The organism is Flagellimonas yonaguniensis, from assembly GCF_029193885.1.
Classification (GTDB): Bacteria; Bacteroidota; Bacteroidia; order Flavobacteriales; family Flavobacteriaceae; genus Flagellimonas; species Flagellimonas yonaguniensis.
On sequence record NZ_JARFVB010000001.1, the window covers coordinates 341,450 to 359,514 of the forward strand.

15 protein-coding genes are annotated in these 18,065 nt (G+C 41.5%); 4 read left to right on the forward strand and 11 right to left on the reverse strand.

The genetic code is table 11. From position 1 onward, the window contains the following. Window positions 1-4: 4 nt before the first annotated feature. The 3 genes from PY092_RS01550 to rnr are packed head-to-tail and all read right to left on the reverse strand — an operon-like array spanning window position 5 to window position 3,587. On the reverse strand, window positions 5-667 hold the full coding sequence (locus tag PY092_RS01550) for a LysE family translocator (RefSeq protein WP_275614098.1): 663 nt from the start codon (window positions 665-667) through the stop codon (window positions 5-7). Window positions 668-670: 3 nt separating this feature from the next. After that, window positions 671-1,351: a head GIN domain-containing protein gene (locus PY092_RS01555; protein ID WP_275614099.1), complete on the reverse strand. Its 681-nt coding sequence runs from the start codon at window positions 1,349-1,351 to the stop codon at window positions 671-673. Between the two features lie 52 nt (window positions 1,352-1,403). Then, complete coding sequence (gene rnr / locus PY092_RS01560; RefSeq protein WP_275614100.1) at window positions 1,404-3,587, reverse strand: ribonuclease R; 2,184 nt, start codon at window positions 3,585-3,587, stop codon at window positions 1,404-1,406. Window positions 3,588-4,180: 593 nt separating this feature from the next. On the opposite strand from rnr, the gene rpiB reads away from it, so the two are divergent. The 3 genes from rpiB to PY092_RS01575 are packed head-to-tail and all read left to right on the forward strand — an operon-like array spanning window position 4,181 to window position 5,978. Continuing rightward, on the forward strand, window positions 4,181-4,612 hold the full coding sequence (rpiB, locus tag PY092_RS01565) for a ribose 5-phosphate isomerase B (protein WP_275614101.1): 432 nt from the start codon (window positions 4,181-4,183) through the stop codon (window positions 4,610-4,612). Between the two features lie 5 nt (window positions 4,613-4,617). After that, a complete protein-coding gene (locus tag PY092_RS01570; RefSeq protein ID WP_275614102.1) occupies window positions 4,618-5,538 on the forward strand; it encodes a cation diffusion facilitator family transporter in 921 nt (306 codons plus the stop codon). Then, on the forward strand, window positions 5,538-5,978 hold the full coding sequence (locus PY092_RS01575) for a GNAT family N-acetyltransferase (RefSeq protein ID WP_275614103.1): 441 nt from the start codon (window positions 5,538-5,540) through the stop codon (window positions 5,976-5,978). Before PY092_RS01570 ends, PY092_RS01575 begins: the two co-directional genes overlap by 1 nt. A gap of 104 nt (window positions 5,979-6,082) precedes the next feature. Here PY092_RS01575 and PY092_RS01580 read toward each other — a convergent pair whose 3' ends face one another. From PY092_RS01580 to PY092_RS01620, 8 genes are all read right to left on the reverse strand, one after another. Further along, complete coding sequence (locus PY092_RS01580; RefSeq protein ID WP_275614104.1) at window positions 6,083-6,691, reverse strand: hypothetical protein; 609 nt, start codon at window positions 6,689-6,691, stop codon at window positions 6,083-6,085. After that, complete coding sequence (dcm, locus tag PY092_RS01585) at window positions 6,669-7,916, reverse strand: DNA (cytosine-5-)-methyltransferase (protein ID WP_275614105.1); 1,248 nt, start codon at window positions 7,914-7,916, stop codon at window positions 6,669-6,671. The genes PY092_RS01580 and dcm overlap by 23 nt, the downstream gene beginning before the upstream one ends. 35 nt (window positions 7,917-7,951) lie before the next feature. Then, window positions 7,952-8,815, reverse strand: a complete 864-nt coding sequence (locus tag PY092_RS01590; RefSeq protein ID WP_275614106.1) for a hypothetical protein — start codon at window positions 8,813-8,815, stop codon at window positions 7,952-7,954. A gap of 210 nt (window positions 8,816-9,025) precedes the next feature. Then, window positions 9,026-10,651 carry a S41 family peptidase gene (locus tag PY092_RS01595; protein WP_275614107.1) on the reverse strand — a complete coding sequence of 542 codons (1,626 nt, stop codon included), beginning with the start codon at window positions 10,649-10,651 and terminating at the stop codon, window positions 9,026-9,028. Next, complete coding sequence (rnpA, locus tag PY092_RS19650) at window positions 10,635-11,432, reverse strand: ribonuclease P protein component (protein WP_313790196.1); 798 nt, start codon at window positions 11,430-11,432, stop codon at window positions 10,635-10,637. The genes PY092_RS01595 and rnpA overlap by 17 nt, the downstream gene beginning before the upstream one ends. 142 nt (window positions 11,433-11,574) lie before the next feature. Continuing rightward, a complete protein-coding gene (locus PY092_RS01610) occupies window positions 11,575-13,431 on the reverse strand; it encodes a M1 family metallopeptidase (RefSeq protein ID WP_275614108.1) in 1,857 nt (618 codons plus the stop codon). Between the two features lie 3 nt (window positions 13,432-13,434). Continuing rightward, complete coding sequence (locus PY092_RS01615) at window positions 13,435-15,084, reverse strand: S8 family peptidase (RefSeq protein ID WP_275614109.1); 1,650 nt, start codon at window positions 15,082-15,084, stop codon at window positions 13,435-13,437. A gap of 29 nt (window positions 15,085-15,113) precedes the next feature. Continuing rightward, window positions 15,114-15,980: an MBL fold metallo-hydrolase gene (locus PY092_RS01620; protein WP_275614110.1), complete on the reverse strand. Its 867-nt coding sequence runs from the start codon at window positions 15,978-15,980 to the stop codon at window positions 15,114-15,116. A gap of 210 nt (window positions 15,981-16,190) precedes the next feature. Here PY092_RS01620 and PY092_RS01625 point away from each other — a divergent pair, with 210 nt between their 5' ends. Next, window positions 16,191-18,032 carry a cation:proton antiporter gene (locus PY092_RS01625; RefSeq protein ID WP_275614111.1) on the forward strand — a complete coding sequence of 614 codons (1,842 nt, stop codon included), beginning with the start codon at window positions 16,191-16,193 and terminating at the stop codon, window positions 18,030-18,032. Window positions 18,033-18,065 lie beyond the last annotated feature (33 nt).

The following is an 18,065-nucleotide window of genomic DNA, read 5'->3' on the forward strand; positions in this document are numbered from 1 at the left end:
GTTTTTACAAATCCTCTATTTTTTCTATTCTTTCTTGAATGTCAAATTTGTCCTTGGGTAAAAATCCCTTGGTGATCAGCACAATCCCACAGATGATTAGCACAATCCCCAAACCTTTTTTTATAAGTACAATACGCTCTTGGGTCAAATAGCGTTTCAATTGTTTGGCCAATAATATCTTCATCAAATCCGTACCAAAATAAACCAACAATACCGTCCCGAAAAAAACCAGCATCCTATCCGGATTGTTCTGTAAACTGGGGCCTACCACAATGATCATCCCCAACCAAAAAGCAAGTACGCCAATGTTGATGAAGTTCAAAAGAAAGCCTTTTACCAACAAACCCAAATAAGTTCCCTTGGTGGCCTTGACATTGGACTTTTTCTTTGCCTTCTTCACAAAAAGGAATATCCCATAAACCAGTAAAATCATTCCTCCGAACACAAAAAGCCCCGGTTCATTGCTCAAATTCTCCAACAACTGAAAACTACTGAAATAAGCAATGAGCAAAAAAACGATATCGGCCAGTATTACCCCTATGTCCAAACTGACCCCCGCCCTAAAGCCTTTGGTGGCACTTGTTTCCAACAAAACAAAGAAAACCGGGCCAATCATAAAGCTCAACAAAAACCCCAAAGGGATGGCAGCTTGGATATCATCAATCATTTTTTACTTTACTCTTTTTATTTTTCCACCAAAAAGGGTGTGTTCGTCCATTGTTTTGGGATCCCCATAGACCAGCACTTCGCCACCGGCCTTCACATTGGCCTTCACATAATTTGAAGCGAATATTTCCGCATTTCCTCCCGCGTTTACGTTAATCGTCGTAAATTTTGTCTTAAAGGTTCGCCCATTGTAAGTACCACCAGTATTGATGATAACATCCTGGGTATTTGAAAATCCACCGGCAAAAATCTCCCCACCGGATACCGCTTTGATCAACAGTTGGTCCACTTCGCAATTGATTTCGAGCTTACCACCCTCTTGGGCCTTAAGTTCCAAAACTTCCTGTACATAGGTATCATCAGATGATATCTTTGCATCTTCATTGACATCGATCACTATCAGTTCTTCTGAATGGTACAGATCCACATAGGTTCTGTATCCACTGAATATTTTAAAGATTTCCATCCGGATTTTCAGGACCCCATCGTTATTGACAATGGCAACATTAGTGGTATTCGCGCCCGTGATTACCGCTTTGTTCTCATTTGATTTGATAAGATTGATGGAAATGCCATCAAACCCCTTGACTTCGGTAAACTTTTGTAGGTTTTGGGTTACGGTTGCATCCTGCGCTTCAATATATTGAAGGGATAGGAACAAAATAACAAACGTAATGACTTTCATGTTATAAAAATTTGGTTCTCAATAGGATAACAAATTTCATTCCAAAATAGTATCAACTCCTTTTACCTATCAACGAAAAATCCAGATGCCGTTTGATCAAATCCGTGTTCTTTACCATCACATAGACTTCATCACCCAACTGGTACATTCTCTTGGTCCGCTCCCCAACTATGGCATACTGACGTTCATCAAACACATAATAGTCATCTTTGATGTCGCGGATACGAACCATGCCCTCACATTTGTTCTCCACAATCTCCACATAAATGCCCCATTCGGTAACCCCTGAAATCACGCCCAAGAACTCTTGATCCTTATGGTCTTCCATGAACTTGATCTGCATGTACTTTATGGAATCCCTTTCAGCATTGGCGGCCAACAATTCCATATCCGAAGAATGTTTGCACTTTTCCTCGTACAAAGTGGCTTTTGGTGTTTTTTCCTTGTCCAGGTAATGCTGGAGTAATCGGTGCACCATGACATCGGGATAACGCCGTATGGGTGAGGTAAAATGCGTGTAATATTCAAACCCCAATCCGTAGTGCCCAATATTCTCTGTGGTATAGATGGCCTTGCTCATACTCCGAATGGCCAAGGTATCCACCAAGTTCTGTTCCTTCTTGCCCTTTACATCCTCCAATAACTGGTTCAAGGACTTATTAATGGTCTTACTGTCCTTGAGATTGATACTATGACCAAATCTGGAAATAACACCGTTCAGGGCCATTAATTTTTCCTCATCGGGCTTGTCGTGCACACGATACACAAATGTTTTCTTTTGCTTGCCTATAAATTCCGCAACCTTTCTATTGGCCAAGAGCATAAACTCCTCGATGAGCTTATTGGCATCCTTGGCTTCCTTGAAATAGACACCCACGGGTTCATTGTCTTCGGACAGATGGAATTTAACCTCAATTTTATCAAAAGAGATGGCCCCCGCATCCATGCGAGCTTGGCGCATGAGCTTGGCCAATCTATCAAAAGTGAGAACTGCCTGAACGATATCATCCGTAACGGAATAAGCCCCTTCCCTAATGGATATGTCCTTCGGTATCTTACCTTGTTCGGTTTCTATGATATGCTGTGCTTCTTCATAGGCAAAGCGCTCGTTGGAATTAATGGCTGTCCTGCCGAACCATTGTTTTACCAATCGAGCCTTATCGTCCATTTCAAAAACAGCGGAAAAGGTATATTTCTCTTCGTTGGGTCTTAGTGAACAGGCCTTGTTGGACAATACTTCGGGCAGCATCGGAACCACACGGTCCACCAAATAAACCGATGTCGCGCGATCGTAAGCTTCATCTTCCAGCACGGTATCTGGCTGTACATAGTGGGAAACATCGGCAATATGAATGCCTATCTCATAGTTTCCGTTCTCCAATCGTTGAAAGGAAAGTGCATCATCAAAATCCTTGGCATCCTTGGGATCGATGGTAAAAGTCAACACATCGCGCATATCCCTACGCTTGGCTATCTCCGATTCTTTGATACTGGTATCCAATGTTTTAGCGAACTGTTCCACTTCATACGGGAATTCGTGCGGCAGACCATACTCAGCCAAAATTGCATGTATCTCGGTATTGTGCTCTCCAGGTCTGCCCAATACTTCCACAATTTCCCCATAAGGGGAATCGGTATCATCGGGCCAATCGCCAAGGTTGACCAATACCTTGTCCCCATCATTTGCTTTCTTCAACTTTTCAGGAGGGATAAATATATCGGTGTACATCCTGGAATCGGTAGGTCGAACAAAGGCAAAGCGCTTTTGTTTATCCACAATACCTACATAAGAAGTCTTTTTACGTTCGAGAACTTTGGAGATTTCCCCCTCCATTTTCTTGCTCTTTCTTCTAGGCCTTATGAATACTTCGACAGTATCGCCATGGAAAGCTTTGTTCAGGTTATTGTTGGCCACAAAAATATCGTCCTCCAATTCATCCACTACTATATAGGCATTACCACTTGTGGTCAAATCCACCTTTCCTGTGTAGTAAGTATATTGGGATGGCTTCTTTTGATACTTGCCCCTATCCACTTCAATAATGCGTTCACTGGCCTTTAGCTGCCCCAAACGTTTGATCAAAAGGTTCCTATCTTGTGTATCGGTAATACCTAATTTAGAAGCTATTTGCTTGTAATTGAAGGTTTTGGATGGTTCTTTTTCCAGTACGGTGAAAATGCCCTTCGTAATTTCATTCTTTCGCTGACTACCAGCCCTCTTCTTTTTCTTTGACATTAACGTCCTTATTTTTTTGAAAAATACGAATTATAATCCTTGACCAACAAGGAAAGGAAGAGTAATCCAAAACAAAATAAACTTTATCAACAATAATCAATATTATCTTTTTTCTTCTTTTTTAAATTTTATTAAAATGATGATTATGATGGATCGTTGAAATGTGGAATAAAATTTTTAGGAAAAAATTGCTTTGAACGATCAAAATATTTTGTTCACAATTTATCAGAACACAAGAAAATTAAGAATCAAAGGATTAGAATTTTTGTCCACGGTTTTTAATAACCGTTATCAACATCAATTTATTGAAAAGTTAATGTGTTTTTAATGTTAATTACCTACAAAAAAGGGTTCATATTGGTTGATTAATTTTTAATGGAATATTATCCCAACATTAAATAATAATTCCTACTGATCGATTTTCTTGAAAAACAAAATTTCATTACCAATAGTTTTCTGTAAATAGTTAACAAAATGGTGGCATTGTTAATTGCTTGTTTTTTAAACCAATGCAAAAATCCACTCGTTTTTATAAACAACATAACATGAAAAGATATTGTACCTTTGTTATGTACCCATTTTAATACAAAACCATGAAAATTGCCATAGGAAATGACCATGCAGGAACCGATTATAAACTTGCCATTATAGGTCTCTTAAAATCCAAGGGAATAGAAGTTGTCAATTATGGAACCGATGGAACCGATAGTGTGGATTATCCAGATTTCACACATCCCGTGGCCAATGATGTGGCCGAAGGAAAGGTTGATTTTGGAATTGTGATTTGTGGTAGTGGCAATGGCGCTACCATGACAATCAATAAACACCAAAACATTCGAGGTGCTCTTTGCTGGAACAAAGAAATAACACAGCTCGCACGAGAACACAACGATGCCAATATTTTAAGTTTGCCCGCTCGCTTTATATCACTTCCCCAGGCATTGGATATGGTGGAAACATTTTTGAACACTGAGTTCCAAGGTGGTAGGCACGAACGCAGAATAGAAAAAATTCCTTGTAGATAAGCCCTATGGGTCATCATCATCACGGACATTCACATTCGCACGCACATTCAGATCTAAAAGGAAGAAACCTTCTTATTTCCATTTTCCTGAACATTGGCATTACCCTGGCCCAAATTATAGGGGGATTGTTATCGGGAAGTCTAGCCTTGTTATCGGATGCCCTTCACAATTTTAGTGATGTACTTTCTTTGGTCATTAGTTATGGCGCCCAAAGATTAGGGAAACGCCAGGCATCCAGTCTTAAAACCTTTGGTTATAAACGTGCCGAAATTTTAGCAGCATTCATAAATGCTGCCACCCTTGTTGTTGTAGCCATTATTTTGATGAAGGAAGCTGTGGAAAGGCTGCTTGATCCACAAGAAATAGCATCCAATCTTGTTATCTGGATGGCTTTGATTGCCATTGCAGGCAACGGATTCAGTGTATTGCTGTTGAAAAAGGATTCCAACCACAATATGAACATGAAATCCGCCTATTTGCATCTACTTACCGATATGATGGCTTCAGTGGCCGTATTGATAGGTGGTGTTCTGATGAAATATTTCCAGATTTACTGGGTAGATGCCTTACTTACCATGATCATTGGTGTTTATTTGATTTATATGGGATATGATTTGTTGAAGGAATCCACCAAGGTATTGATGCTTTTTACACCGAAATCAGTGGTAATTCAAGATATTGTGGAATCCATCTGTACCATAGAACCCGTAAAAAATGTGCACCATGTGCATATTTGGCAACTGAATGAAGAAGAGGTTCACATGGAGGCCCATATCGATTTCAAAAATGATATCCGACTATCGGAATTTGATGAAATCCTTGAAAAAATCGAGGAGCATGTTTACCATAAGCACGGTATCAACCATGTGAACATACAGCCTGAGTTTGATAAATGCGATTCCAAAAGCGTAATAGTACAAGATTAATGCAAGTAACCGTTAAAACTTTTGACGAGCTCTCTACCAATGAGCTCTACCAAATTCTGCGACTCCGTAGCGAGGTTTTTGTGGTGGAACAGGATTGTGTGTATCAAGATGTGGACAACAAGGACCAAAAAGCACTTCATGTGATGGGTGTTAAAGATGGCGTAGTAGTTGCTTATACCAGGGTGTTTAAACCGGGCGATTATTTTAGCAATGTAAGCATAGGCAGGGTAGTGGTAAGCCAAGACCAGCGTAAATATGGATTGGGCAAACGGATAATGAAAGCCTCATTAGCTGCTATTGACCAAAGATTTCCGAATCAACCCATTGAAATTTCCGCACAATCTTATCTATTGAAGTTTTATACGGAACTTGGTTTTACCGCCTTTGGCGAAGAATATTTGGAAGATGGAATTCCCCACCGAAGAATGTTGAAAGAGTAATTTTATGATGTCATGCCGTACCAGATACGGCATCTATCATCCAACAACAATGGATTTCTGCCGGAGTTTATGCTGAGCAAAGTCGAAATGCAGGAACGACAGTATCAAACCAACTTTTTCGCCACACCAATGCGTTCCAAATAGTCCAACTTAAGAACAAGGTTTATAGGTTTTTCCGCTTTGTTCTTCCTGGAAAAAAATAGATATCCTTCAGTTTGGGGATTCAATTTTTCCAACACCAATTTGCCATGTACATCTTGGTTTTCAGTAATGATTTGTTCTAAATATGTTCGGGACAGTCCAGTTTTATCCAATAGGAAAATCAGTTTTTCCCGATTTACAAAAGTGATACTGCATGAAGTGAACATATCCGTTTCGTCCGAATAAATACTGGTAACCAAGGCATAAAAATGGGTCTTTTTGGAAGTATCGAACAACCAACCCTGTTTTTGAATTCCAGCCTTTTGATAAAACAGTTCAAAGGCAAATGTAGGCAAGCTTTCGTTGATGTAATCCAGTTGTGCTTTTTCATCCAGATAAAAACTTTTTCCCGATTGGTTATCCTTTAGGATAAGGTCTATGCCCTGCAACTGCTTCTTAATATGGGAAACACGCTCAAAGCTGTGATGCTTTAGGTGTTTTTTATAGTAAAAATCCAGTAAGGGGGTTAATTGTTTTTCTTTGGATAGATCAGCTTTGAAATTGCTTTTCAAGTTGGGATATTTTCTGGAACAGGGAAGAACCAACCCGTTCCACAATTCCCACAACCAGGGCGTTGCCCATAAAAAAGGCACGTTTGGCATCCGAAATGCCCTCCAACTGTGTGTGATTATCCGGAAACATGTTCAACCGTTCCAATTCTACAGGTAAAAGTCTTCGCAATCCCTTGGAGGTTTGGACCACGTGCTTAAACCGGGATGGGGACTTGCCGCCTTCTCCGGTTATTATAGTTCTGGAAGGTTGAACAAGGGCATCTGGGAAAACCATGCTGCCCTCACTGTAATTGTATTCAAAACCGGCTTTGGTCTTGCGTATTTCTTTTTTGGCACCTTTTAGATATTCCCATTTGGGCAAATCGGCATCATTGATAAAATATTCAGAAGGAATAGATTCTTTTTCAAGAATATCGGAAAGCAAAGTTCTTTTACCATCGTAGGAAGGTGTTGTTTTAAGGGTTGAAACCTTCCCATCTACACAAATACCGGTGTTCAAAAACGGGGAAAGGCCTTTTTCGGCATTGAAATTATTGGATAGGGTTACTAAATCCTCTTCCAAATCAAATTCAACAGGGTCTTGGTTGGTTTGCGCAACAGGAAAGGCATCGCAGAAAGTTCCATCCTTGAGCATCCAGTCTGTTGGATGCGCATTGTGGAGTTTTTGGTACATTTCTGTATCCTTAAAATATGCCAGAAAAAAAACGCGCCTTCGGCGCTGAGGCATTCCATACTCAGCCGCATTGATTACGCGCCATTCCACAGCGTAACCCAAATCCGACAAACTTCGGAGCATCACGGCAAAATCCCTTCCGCGTTGACTCGAAGGAGATTTTAACAGACGATCCACGTTTTCTAAAAAAAGATATTTCGGTTTCGTCTTCTTATGGGACAAAATACGATGGATGGACCACCAGAGCACCCCTTTTTTACCGAGAAGACCTTTGGAATTCTTCAAGGATGTGGCGACGGAATAGTCTTGGCACGGAAAACCGCCCACTAGAATGTCGTGGTCCGGAATTTCTTTGGTTTCCACTGTTTCAATGTTGCTATTGGAATGATTTTCATTACCAAAGCGCGCCTCGTAGACCAAGGATGCATGTTGCATTTTGGTGGAAGGTTCCCATTGGTTGCTCCACACTACTGAATAGTGCCCTGTATTTTCCAATCCCAATCGAAAACCACCCACACCGGCAAAAAGCTCGCACACCTTTAGTTTTTGCATGCCCAAAAATAGGATTTATTCTTTCTTTTTCGATTTTAAATTTGGGGCCCGAAAACGGTTTGGTAAAAAGAGAATACGAACACAGCAGAAAAAATAAAGGCCACGACCATAAATATGATGTTCAGGAAACGGGTAAAGTTTTGGGACTCCAGATTTTCGGTAAAGCGGGATATCGTAGGATCACCGGCAATGTACATAACCCCTATTTGGTCTATTTCTTCGGGTGATTGACCTTCTTCCATCACTTTTTTGTCCGTTCCTTCAACTTTTTGCCCAGTATGGGATTCAAATAAATAGGTAAATCCCACAACGGGATTGTTGTTGATCAATGTTCCGGTATTCTTAAACCCAGTGATTGTTGCCGTAGTGCCAAGCCCGTAAAACAACAAGTTCCAGATTTGGGCCAAGGTTTTACCGTTTATCAGAACACCTATCTTCTGTAAAAGGAAATACATAAGTGTGGTTACGCCGATAAAGATCAGTCCCATTTCCCATACGTTGGAATGCTTAAAAACAGACTCATAACTTTCTGGAGCGTCAAATATTTTCTTCAAAGCCTCTCCCATAAGAACATAACATCCCATTACATAAACAATGGTTTTTAAACTACAGATAATGACAAACACAAAAGAAAACCGACAAACATCTTGAGAAAGAAAAACAGGGTCTTTTGGTTTTCTTGCCACATTTAATCCCACGGGAATTGTTTCATCTTGTTGAAACCTGTTTAAGCTGGGTTTACTGTCCCACACCCTTAATTTTCTATGGATATGATACCCGGAAAAGTTTTCGAACAGCACCAATAGTTCCAAAAGTGGTTTTTTTCCTTTTTTGATGGTTTTGACGGAGATGATGGAAGCATCTTTGGCAATAATGGAACTACTTTTTCGATTTCTCAAAATGCAGAAAGACCGAGAAAAACAATTCTTCATGAGGTTATAAAGCCAAAACAAAACAACAATCCCAATCAAAGTCAGGGTTAAAATCGTGTAGGTCATTTACAAGTTTTTCAGTTAAGTTAACACCTTCCATGGTAACTTATTTGCTAAACTTGACGGTTACTGTATTTGAATTGATAGATACCCTATATGAGTTGGTCGAGAGGTATTTTATTTTAAAATATCAGTATATTTTGTTGCATCGGCCAACAATTCTTTGGCGGTAAGAATAGCCTCATCATGACTTAAATAGTATTTGTAAAGCCCATCACGATAAAAGTACCGGGTTATGATTTCGTCCTCCAGATTCTTTCTGATTTCTTTTTCAAAGGTGTCCAAAGCCTCAATTTTCCCCCTGTTTGCAGTAACCAGGAGGTCTTTGTATTTTTCTTGGACCTCTGCACCCAAAAGAGTGTCATCACTATTGATGGTTTCCTCCAGCACCTTTTCCGTTTTGGTCTGGTAAGAGAAATTCTGGTCTTTGGCATAAGCCTTAAAGCCACTGTAGTCTGCATCGGAAAAGTTAAAGCCATCGACTGAATCAAAACTATGATCATAGAAATATTCCGTTGCAAAGTCAAAGACAATATTATTGGTCTCCAAGGCATCGATAAGTGAGTTGGTCTTCAGGGATTCAATGGTTATATCGGGCATTACACCACCGCCGTCCCATACTTTGCGGCCATTTCTAGTGGTGAATTCATTGAATTTTGTGTTTCGAACCGCATTGCCTTCTTCGTCCCGGTTCCAATAATCCAACGACTGTATACACCTTCCTGATGGAGTGTAATATCTGGAAATGGTCACTTTTAATTGGGTGCCATAAGTCAATTTCAATGGGCGTTGCACCAATCCCTTACCAAAACTTCTGGCCCCGACAATTACGGCACGATCCAAATCCTGCAGTCCTCCTGAAACGATTTCACTGGCCGAGGCACTTTTTCCATTGACTAAAACGACCAACGGAATTTCCTCATCCTCAGGTTTGTTTCTGGTCCTGTATTCCTGATTGAATTTTTTAACCTTGGATTTCGTTGTTACGATCAATTCGCCCTTGGGCACAAAAAGATTGGTAACGTTAATGGCTTCTGATAGGAGTCCTCCGGGGTTTCCACGCAGGTCCAACACCAGTCTTTCCGCACCACGACCTTTAAGGTCCTGCATGGCCGATTTTGTTTGTTTGGAAGCTTTCCTGTTGAACCGGGACAATACAATATATCCTGTTTTGTCGTCGATCATATCATAAAAAGGCACGGCATCCACTTCCACACCTTCACGTGTGATGGTTGTGGTTTTGGTTGCTCCCTGCCTTACAAAAGTAACTTCGACGGAAGAATTATTGGCGCCTTTAAGTAATTCCCCTGCATTATCGTCAAAATCGGCCACCAAGGTCTCCCCGATCTTGATGATCTCATCCCCGGCCTTAAGGCCAGCCTTGTCCGCGGCATATCCTTGATACGGCTCCACCACCACCAATTTGTTCTCGTATGAACGCACCAAGGCACCAATTCCGGAATATTCGCCAGAATTGTTGATTTTGTACGATTCCACATCCTGCTCGTTCAAGAACTGGGTATAGGGATCTAATTCGCCCAACATATTTTTTATGGCAGAATCCATCAGCTCTGCGGGATTGGTCTCGTCTACGTAGTTCATGTTGAGTTCCTTGAACAGGGTGGTAAAGATCTCTATTTGTTTGGCAATCTCGAAAAAGTCGCTTTTAAAACTACTGGCCCCGACCAGAACGGTCAGTGCCAAAACGGGAATCAAAACCTGTTTTTTAATCAATCTTTTCATCGGATTCTTTATTTATAAAGGCATGTAACAGCTTTTTCATGGCTGTATCCACTTCATTGAAAGTTGGTGTCTTCTTGCCAAGGTATAAAAATATGAACGCAAAATTTCCCTCAATGTTGTTAAAAATCAAGGGCTTGTTGAGCCTGTACGCCTCTCGCAGCAACCTTTTGATACGGTTACGGTCCACTGCTGTTTTAAAGCGTTTTTTGGGAGCGACCACTGCAACCCTGACCTCCGTGCCATCATCAAAATGGGTGGGTAGATAAATAAGTTTGATGGGAAATTCTTGAAGGCTTTTACCTTCGGTAAAAAGGGCTTCGAATAGTTTTTTATTGGTAAGCTTCTCTTTTTTGGGGAAGGAAATGTCCCCTTGAGGGGACTTTAGGGCTGTATTTGCTATTTCAGGACCAGACTTTTCACTTTGCATTTCTGATATGACTTCTTTTAAGGTCATCAAAACACTGAACATATTTTTTTTAACCTCACTATCCTGTAACCGAATCAAATGTACACCTACTTTTTCTAGTTGACGCTCTCTTTCTGCATCCTTATCATATTTGAACTCATGGGATATTCCATCAATTTCAATTGCGAGCTGCAATTCATGACAATAAAAATCAACAATATACTCAAGCAGAGGGACTTGTCGATGAAATTGAACCCCCAAAGCCCGCTGTTTTATTTTTTCCCATAGAAGGACCTCAGAAAGCGTACTGTTGTTACGTAGTTGCCTGGCAAACTCTTTCAACTTTGGGTTATATGGAATAATCTTGTTTTTCAATGACTACAAAAGCTAAATATATTAAGAATAATTGGTCAATGAACACCCCTAAGGTCCCCTCAAGGGGACAAGGAAGGGCTTCTTCTTAATGTAAAAGGGCGGCACAAACGGCCGCCCTTGCTTTCTTACAAAGAAAAGGGAACTACTCCTCTTCAGCTTGGTATACGTTGTTTTCCCCATCTACATCGGCCATCAATTGGGATGGATCGATCATAATGGCTTCAACATTTTCCAAAGGCATGTCCAAGGTAAACTCGTACGTTGGGTAAGCCCAAGGCCAATCTTCCAAAACGGTGCGCTTTAGGTTGGGGTAAGGGTTGTCTTTTTCTCCGTACATCATACGCAATGGTACATAGTAAGTTTCTTGTGTTCCATCCTTGCCAACGACCAAAATATCCAATGGCATTGGCATTTCGCCTATGCGCTCCATGGTAACTTTGGTGTTTTCACCATCTGTTTCAACACTTTTAATACCATAATCAATGGTATTGGTGGTCTGTGTCCAATCCGTCAAATACCAGTTAAGCTCCATGCCGGATACTTTCTCTGCTGTTCTTTTGATGTCGTTTGGCACAGGATGCTTGAATTTGAAGTCCTCAAAATATTTATGAATGGTTTCCATGAGCTTATCCTGACCGATTATATAACCCAATTGGGAAAGGAAGATGGACCCTTTGCTGTAAGCGGCAACACCATAGGCAAAATTGGTGGTATATCTGTCTGCATGTGTGGATTGTGGCATTTCCAAACCGGAGTTGACCAAGGCAAAATAACCTCTGTAGGATCCTTGAAAGGGGTTCTCCTTGTTTCTATCCATAATTTCGTTCATGCATAGACTACTTATGAACGAAGTAAAACCTTCATCCATCCATTCATGCTCTGACTCATTGGTGGCCAGTACATGTTGAAACCAAGAGTGGGCCATTTCATGAGCCATTACTCCCACCAAACTCCCAAGTTCACGCCCACCGGTGATCAAGGTGCTCATGGCATACTCCATTCCCCCATCACCTCCTTGAATCACAGAGTATTGATCGTATGGATATTTTCCTACGTTTTTGCTAAAGAACGCCATTGCTTCCGCTGTTTTGGGCTGAAGCTTTTTCCAGTTCTCAATGAAATCAGGGTTGTCCTTGTACAAGAAATGAAGTGTTGGACCATCTTCCATTTCATAAACATCGTGAATGTATTCTGGATCGGCAGCCCACATAAAATCATGTACATTGGGAGCCTTAAAGTGCCAGGTCAATGTTTTTCCCTTTGTCTTTACCTTGGTATCAGGGGCTTCATAGCCATGGCCTATTTCCTGAGGATTTCGAAGGTAACCGGTACCACCAACAGTGTAATCTTTATCCAATGTGAGTTTTACATCAAAGTCGCCCCATACCCCATGGAATTCACGGGCAATATAAGGGTTGGGATGCCATCCTTCAAAATCGTATTCGGAAAGTTTAGGGTACCATTGACTCATGGATAGCGCCACGCCCTCTTTACTGTTTCTACCAGCACGTCTGATTTGTTCAGGAACCTGACCCTCAAATGTCATTTCCAAGGTGGTTTTTCCTCCAGATGGGATAGGTTTGGCCAAGTCTACCACCAAAATGGTACCTTCTTCAGTAAAGGTAACGGGTTGGCCATCTTGGGTAAGGGATTTTGCGTGCAAATATCCTATTTCGGTTTCTGATAGTGACGCAATTCTACTTTTGTCGTCTTCCATCATCCTTTTGTCAGGATCTTTGATGTTCTGTAGCCTTATGTCCATTTCACTTCCGGGTTGGAAGGCATTGTAGTACAAATGATAAAAAACACGGCTCAATTCATCCGGGGAATTATTGGTGTAGACCAATTTTTGGGTACCGGAGTACTGGAATGTTTTTACATCCATTTCCACATCCATGGTATAGTCAACGTGCTGTTGCCAGTATGTATTATTCTGTGCAGTTAAGAAAAAACTGCCTCCAAGAAAAGCGGAGAAAAAGATTGATTTTAAATGCTTCATAGGTTATTTTGAGTTAGTTTCTAAGGTCAATTTACCTTTTGAGATGTTATCTGCTAAAATTAAGGCATTATATGCATTTACCATTTTACCTGACTTGGAAATTTTGTCAAAAGTTGTGGCTTTGGTCTCATCTCCGGCCACAATGACCGATATTTTTGTTCTAAGACCGGACTGCATGATGATATTTTTTACCTGTGAAGCGGATAAATTTGGATGAAAGGAGCGAATCAAAGCAGCCACGCCGGCAACTGCAGGGGCGGCCATTGAGGTTCCACCCTGAAATTCGTATTCGCTATTGGGCATGGAAGAATAAATCTCGGCTCCAGGGGCGAACACATCAACACGTTGATTGCCATAATTGGAGAAAGAGGCCACCATTTCAGAACCATAACTACTGGATAATGCACCAACGGTTATCATATTGTCCACAAACTCGCTATCCCCTTCCATATCGTCGTTGGGGTAATTTTTGTTTTTAGGGTCTTCCAGGTCCTCGCCATCATTACCTGCGGCGTGCACGATCAAAACATCTTTGGATGCGGCATATTTTATGGCTTCGTAAACCCATTCGGCCTTTGGGGAGAAGGATTTTCCAAAACTACAGTTTATTATGGACGCGCCATTGTCTACGGCATATCTAATGCCCAATGCAATGTCTTTGTCATATTCATCTCCATTGGGAACAGCCCTAATGCTCATAATCTCAACATTATTGGCCACACCGTCCATTCCAATGCCGTTATTTCGCTTAGCGGCGATAATTCCAGCTACATGGGTGCCGTGGCTTTCGCTAACCACTTGATTTTTGGGATTTCCGTTTCCATAGGGAACATCAGTAATATCGTAAGGATTATCGCCCACAGGAGCCCTTCCGTTGAAATCTTTGTTGAGGTTGTAATTGGCTTGTTCGGCAAAATACTTGATGCCTTCTTCGAGCTCGTCCAATACTTCTGGAATACTGTCGCCATAAGTGAACATTTGGGTCAAAACGGCAACACTTTGTTCCATTTGTGCGGTCTTGGGCTCGATGGAAAGCAAATCCTCTTTGGTGTAGTTTTCTTTGCCCAGTTCGGTTTTTACCAACTGGTCAGCACCTTTTACCACTTGGAATATTTGCTCGTACTGTTGTTTGTTCTGAACAGCTTCGGGATATTCCTTGTCAAGCAGAAGTCTTGCTTCGGCCCTTTCAGATGCATCCCCGATGTTCAAACGAAGCATTCGAACGTACTCCAATTGCTCGTTGTAAGAATCGCCCAAAAAGTTATAACCGTGGACATCGTCCACATATCCATTGCCGTCATCATCCTTACCATTGTTGGGAATTTCATCGGAATTGGTCCAAAGAACACCTTTTAAATCTTCGTGTTCCAAATCCATGCCCGAATCCAAAACGGCGACTACAACCGTTTTCCCTTTTTTGTTCTGTATGATTTCATTGTAGGCCTTATCCACACTCATACCGGGAATGGTATCTTTAATAAGGTCAAGGTGTCCCCAATGTTTTTTCTCAGCATCGGTTAGTTCAGCAATTTTTAAGGGAACAGCATCAATGTTTTCAACGGGGGTTGAAACCAATGCGGTTGATCCACACCCCATTAAAAAGAGGGCTGCGGATACGGATAGGAATGATAGTTTGTTGTATGTGCGATTCATAGAATGTATTTGTAAAAGAGTGAGGTGTTTTATTGTACTTTGAATAGTTCGTTGTAGGTAAACAATTGATCCAAACGAGCTCCTTTTTCGGTCTGTTTTAATGAACAGATTTGATTGTGGGCATCGTGCTCGAACAATAGCAGCCAATCGTTCTCAACGGCTTTGTTTAAAAATGATTGTTTTTCTTTTAAGGTCAATAATGGGCGGGTATCGTACCCCATCACATACGGAAGTGGGATATGGCCCACGGTAGGAATCAGGTCGGCCACGAAAACCAAGGTCTTGCCTTTGTAGGTTAAATGGGGAAGCATTTGCTTATCGGTATGCCCATCCACAAAGTGGATGCCGAAACCGAGTTCCGAAGTTTCCATAAAGGAGGATTCTTCTCGGTCCACAAAATGAAGCTGACCACTTTCTTGCATGGGCAAAAGGTTTTCCTTTAAAAAAGAGGCTTTTTCCCGTGCATTGGGTTGGGTCGCCCATTCCCAATGGTCTTTGTTCGTCCAGAATTTGGCGTTCTTAAAGGCGGGTTCGTAACCAGTTCGGTCCTTGTTCCACTGAATGCTGCCTCCACAATGGTCGAAATGCAGGTGGGTCAAAAAAACATCGGTAATATCATCTCGATGAAATCCGACATTCTTTAAGGACTTGTCCAAGGAATGGTCGCCCCACAAGTAATAGTAGCTGAAGAATTTCTCGGATTGCTTGTTGCCAAGTCCATTGTCGATTAAAATAAGCCTGTCACCATCCTCTATCAAAAGGCAACGAGCGGCAAGGTCGATCATGTTGTTACTGTCCGCAGGGTTGGTTCTGTTCCAAATGGATTTGGGGACCACACCGAACATGGCGCCCCCATCCAACTTAAAATTACCGGTCTCTATGGGATAAATTGTCATTCTGAAAGTAAAATGGGCTGCAAAATAAGAAAAGCACGACCCAAATGGCGAAAAAATAAAGATATATTGGCCGTATTTTAACAAAAAACGGATGTGTTCCATTAAATCGGTAAAGGTTTCTACCAGTACTGTCTTACCAATCTTGTTGTGAACCAAGGTCTAGAATGATTATCTAAAAGAAAAACAGTAAATTTCCACAAAACTTAGACCATGCTCGAACTTGCTGGAATTATAATTCTTGGCATTATTGCTCAATGGGTGGCTTGGCGGTTTAAACTACCTGCAATTTTACCTTTGATATTGATTGGATTGTTGGTGGGTCCCATCGCCACTTTATATACAGAAGACGGATCAAAACTTATAGAACCTATTTGGAATGGAGAAAAAGGACTTTTTCCAGGTGAAGGATTGTATTACTTTGTGTCCCTGGCCATTAGTGTCATCCTTTTTGAAGGTGGCCTAACGCTAAAAAGGGCCGAAATATCCAATGTAGGCCCAGTGATCACCAAATTGATTACCATAGGAACCATCGTTACCTTTTTCGGAGCGGGTGTGTCGGCACACTATATTTTTGGACTTTCTTGGCAAATTTCCTTTTTGTTTTCCGGTTTGATCATAGTGACCGGACCTACGGTAATCACACCGATTTTAAGGAACATTCCGCTTAAAAAGGACGTGTCCGCTGTATTGAAGTGGGAAGGAATCCTCATTGACCCCATTGGAGCATTGGTCGCGGTATTGGTATTTGAATTCATAAGTGTTGGAGAGGGGCAGGCCTTTACACAAACTGCCCTTGTGGAGTTTGGTAAAATCATTCTGTTCGGGACCACATTTGGATTTACCTTCGCCCACGCACTGGCATTTGCCATAAAAAAGGACTTTATCCCGCACTATTTGCTGAATGTAGTTTCCTTGAGCACCGTGTTGTTGGTTTATGTGGAGTCGGATCTATTTGCCCATGAATCTGGGCTATTGGCCGTTGTGGTCATGGGGATGGTCATGGGAAACATGAACTTGCCCAACCTCAAAGAGCTTCTTTATTTCAAGGAATCGCTCAGCGTTTTGTTGATTTCGATTCTCTTTATCCTTTTGGCGGCCAATATCAACATCAGTGATATGGAACTGATCTATAACTGGAACACCGTTGCCCTTTTTGCCGTCATTGTATTTATTATACGGCCCTTGGGGGTATTCCTCAGTTCGCAGGGTTCCAATTTAAAGTTCAATGAAAAACTCTTTATCGGTTGGGTGGGTCCAAGAGGTATCGTTGCAGCTGGTATTGCATCGCTTTTTGGTTCTAAATTGATGCTCCGCGGCGAGCCCGGAGCGGAGTACATTACCCCTTTGGTCTTTATGATTGTTTTGGGAACCGTTTTGTTGAATGCCACTACCGCACGCTTTTTTGCCAAGCTTGTAGGGGTGTTCTTGAAGAAGTCCGAGGGAATTTTGATAATTGGCGCATCCAAACTATCAAGACTGATCGGTAATTATTTGAGAAAGAACAATAGGCACGTTGTTTTGATAGACAACAACCAAAACAATGTGGATAAAGCCAAAAAACTAGGGCTGGAAGCCATTACGGCCAACATTTTTTCGGATACACTTACCGACAACATCGAGCTGAACGATATGGGGTATCTGATGGCGCTCACGGGTAATTCGGACATCAACAAATTTGCGATAAACAAGTTCCAGAAACAATTCGGGGAAAACGGGGCCTTCCGTTTGGTCAACACCGAGGAGGTAAACGACCCCGAGAACAATCCCAAAGAAGGACTCTTTTCCCACACGGATGATTTTATACAGCTGATGGACACGGTGCGCAAGCATCCAACCATCCACGAAATAGACTTGAAGGACAAAGAGCATTACGACAAGCTTATTGACATTACTTTCCAAGAGCGTGATATCGTACCATTGTTTACCAAATCCCCCAATGGAAGCATCGAGATTATTCCTGCCAACGGCAAGGACTTTACCCCTAAGGGCGAAGGCTACAAATTGGTTTACCTAGGTAAAATCCTAGAGGTTGAGAAAAATGGGGAAAAGTAGAGTAGCGCAAACAGCAAATGAAGGCATATTGCC

What these genes read in the sequence shown, in the direction of transcription:
- PY092_RS01550 (WP_275614098.1), bottom strand. Translation starts at nt 667, where the DNA reads ATGATTGATGATATCCAAGCTGCCATCCCTTTGGGGTTTTTGTTGAGC.
- PY092_RS01555 (WP_275614099.1), bottom strand. Translation starts at nt 1,351, where the DNA reads ATGAAAGTCATTACGTTTGTTATTTTGTTCCTATCCCTTCAATATATT.
- rnr (WP_275614100.1), bottom strand. Translation starts at nt 3,587, where the DNA reads ATGTCAAAGAAAAAGAAGAGGGCTGGTAGTCAGCGAAAGAATGAAATT.
- rpiB (WP_275614101.1), top strand. Translation starts at nt 4,181, where the DNA reads ATGAAAATTGCCATAGGAAATGACCATGCAGGAACCGATTATAAACTT.
- PY092_RS01570 (WP_275614102.1), top strand. Translation starts at nt 4,618, where the DNA reads ATGGGTCATCATCATCACGGACATTCACATTCGCACGCACATTCAGAT.
- PY092_RS01575 (WP_275614103.1), top strand. Translation starts at nt 5,538, where the DNA reads ATGCAAGTAACCGTTAAAACTTTTGACGAGCTCTCTACCAATGAGCTC.
- dcm (WP_275614105.1), bottom strand. Translation starts at nt 7,916, where the DNA reads ATGCAAAAACTAAAGGTGTGCGAGCTTTTTGCCGGTGTGGGTGGTTTT.
- PY092_RS01595 (WP_275614107.1), bottom strand. Translation starts at nt 10,651, where the DNA reads ATGAAAAGATTGATTAAAAAACAGGTTTTGATTCCCGTTTTGGCACTG.
- PY092_RS01610 (WP_275614108.1), bottom strand. Translation starts at nt 13,431, where the DNA reads ATGAAGCATTTAAAATCAATCTTTTTCTCCGCTTTTCTTGGAGGCAGT.
- PY092_RS01615 (WP_275614109.1), bottom strand. Translation starts at nt 15,084, where the DNA reads ATGAATCGCACATACAACAAACTATCATTCCTATCCGTATCCGCAGCC.
- PY092_RS01620 (WP_275614110.1), bottom strand. Translation starts at nt 15,980, where the DNA reads ATGACAATTTATCCCATAGAGACCGGTAATTTTAAGTTGGATGGGGGC.
- PY092_RS01625 (WP_275614111.1), top strand. Translation starts at nt 16,191, where the DNA reads ATGCTCGAACTTGCTGGAATTATAATTCTTGGCATTATTGCTCAATGG.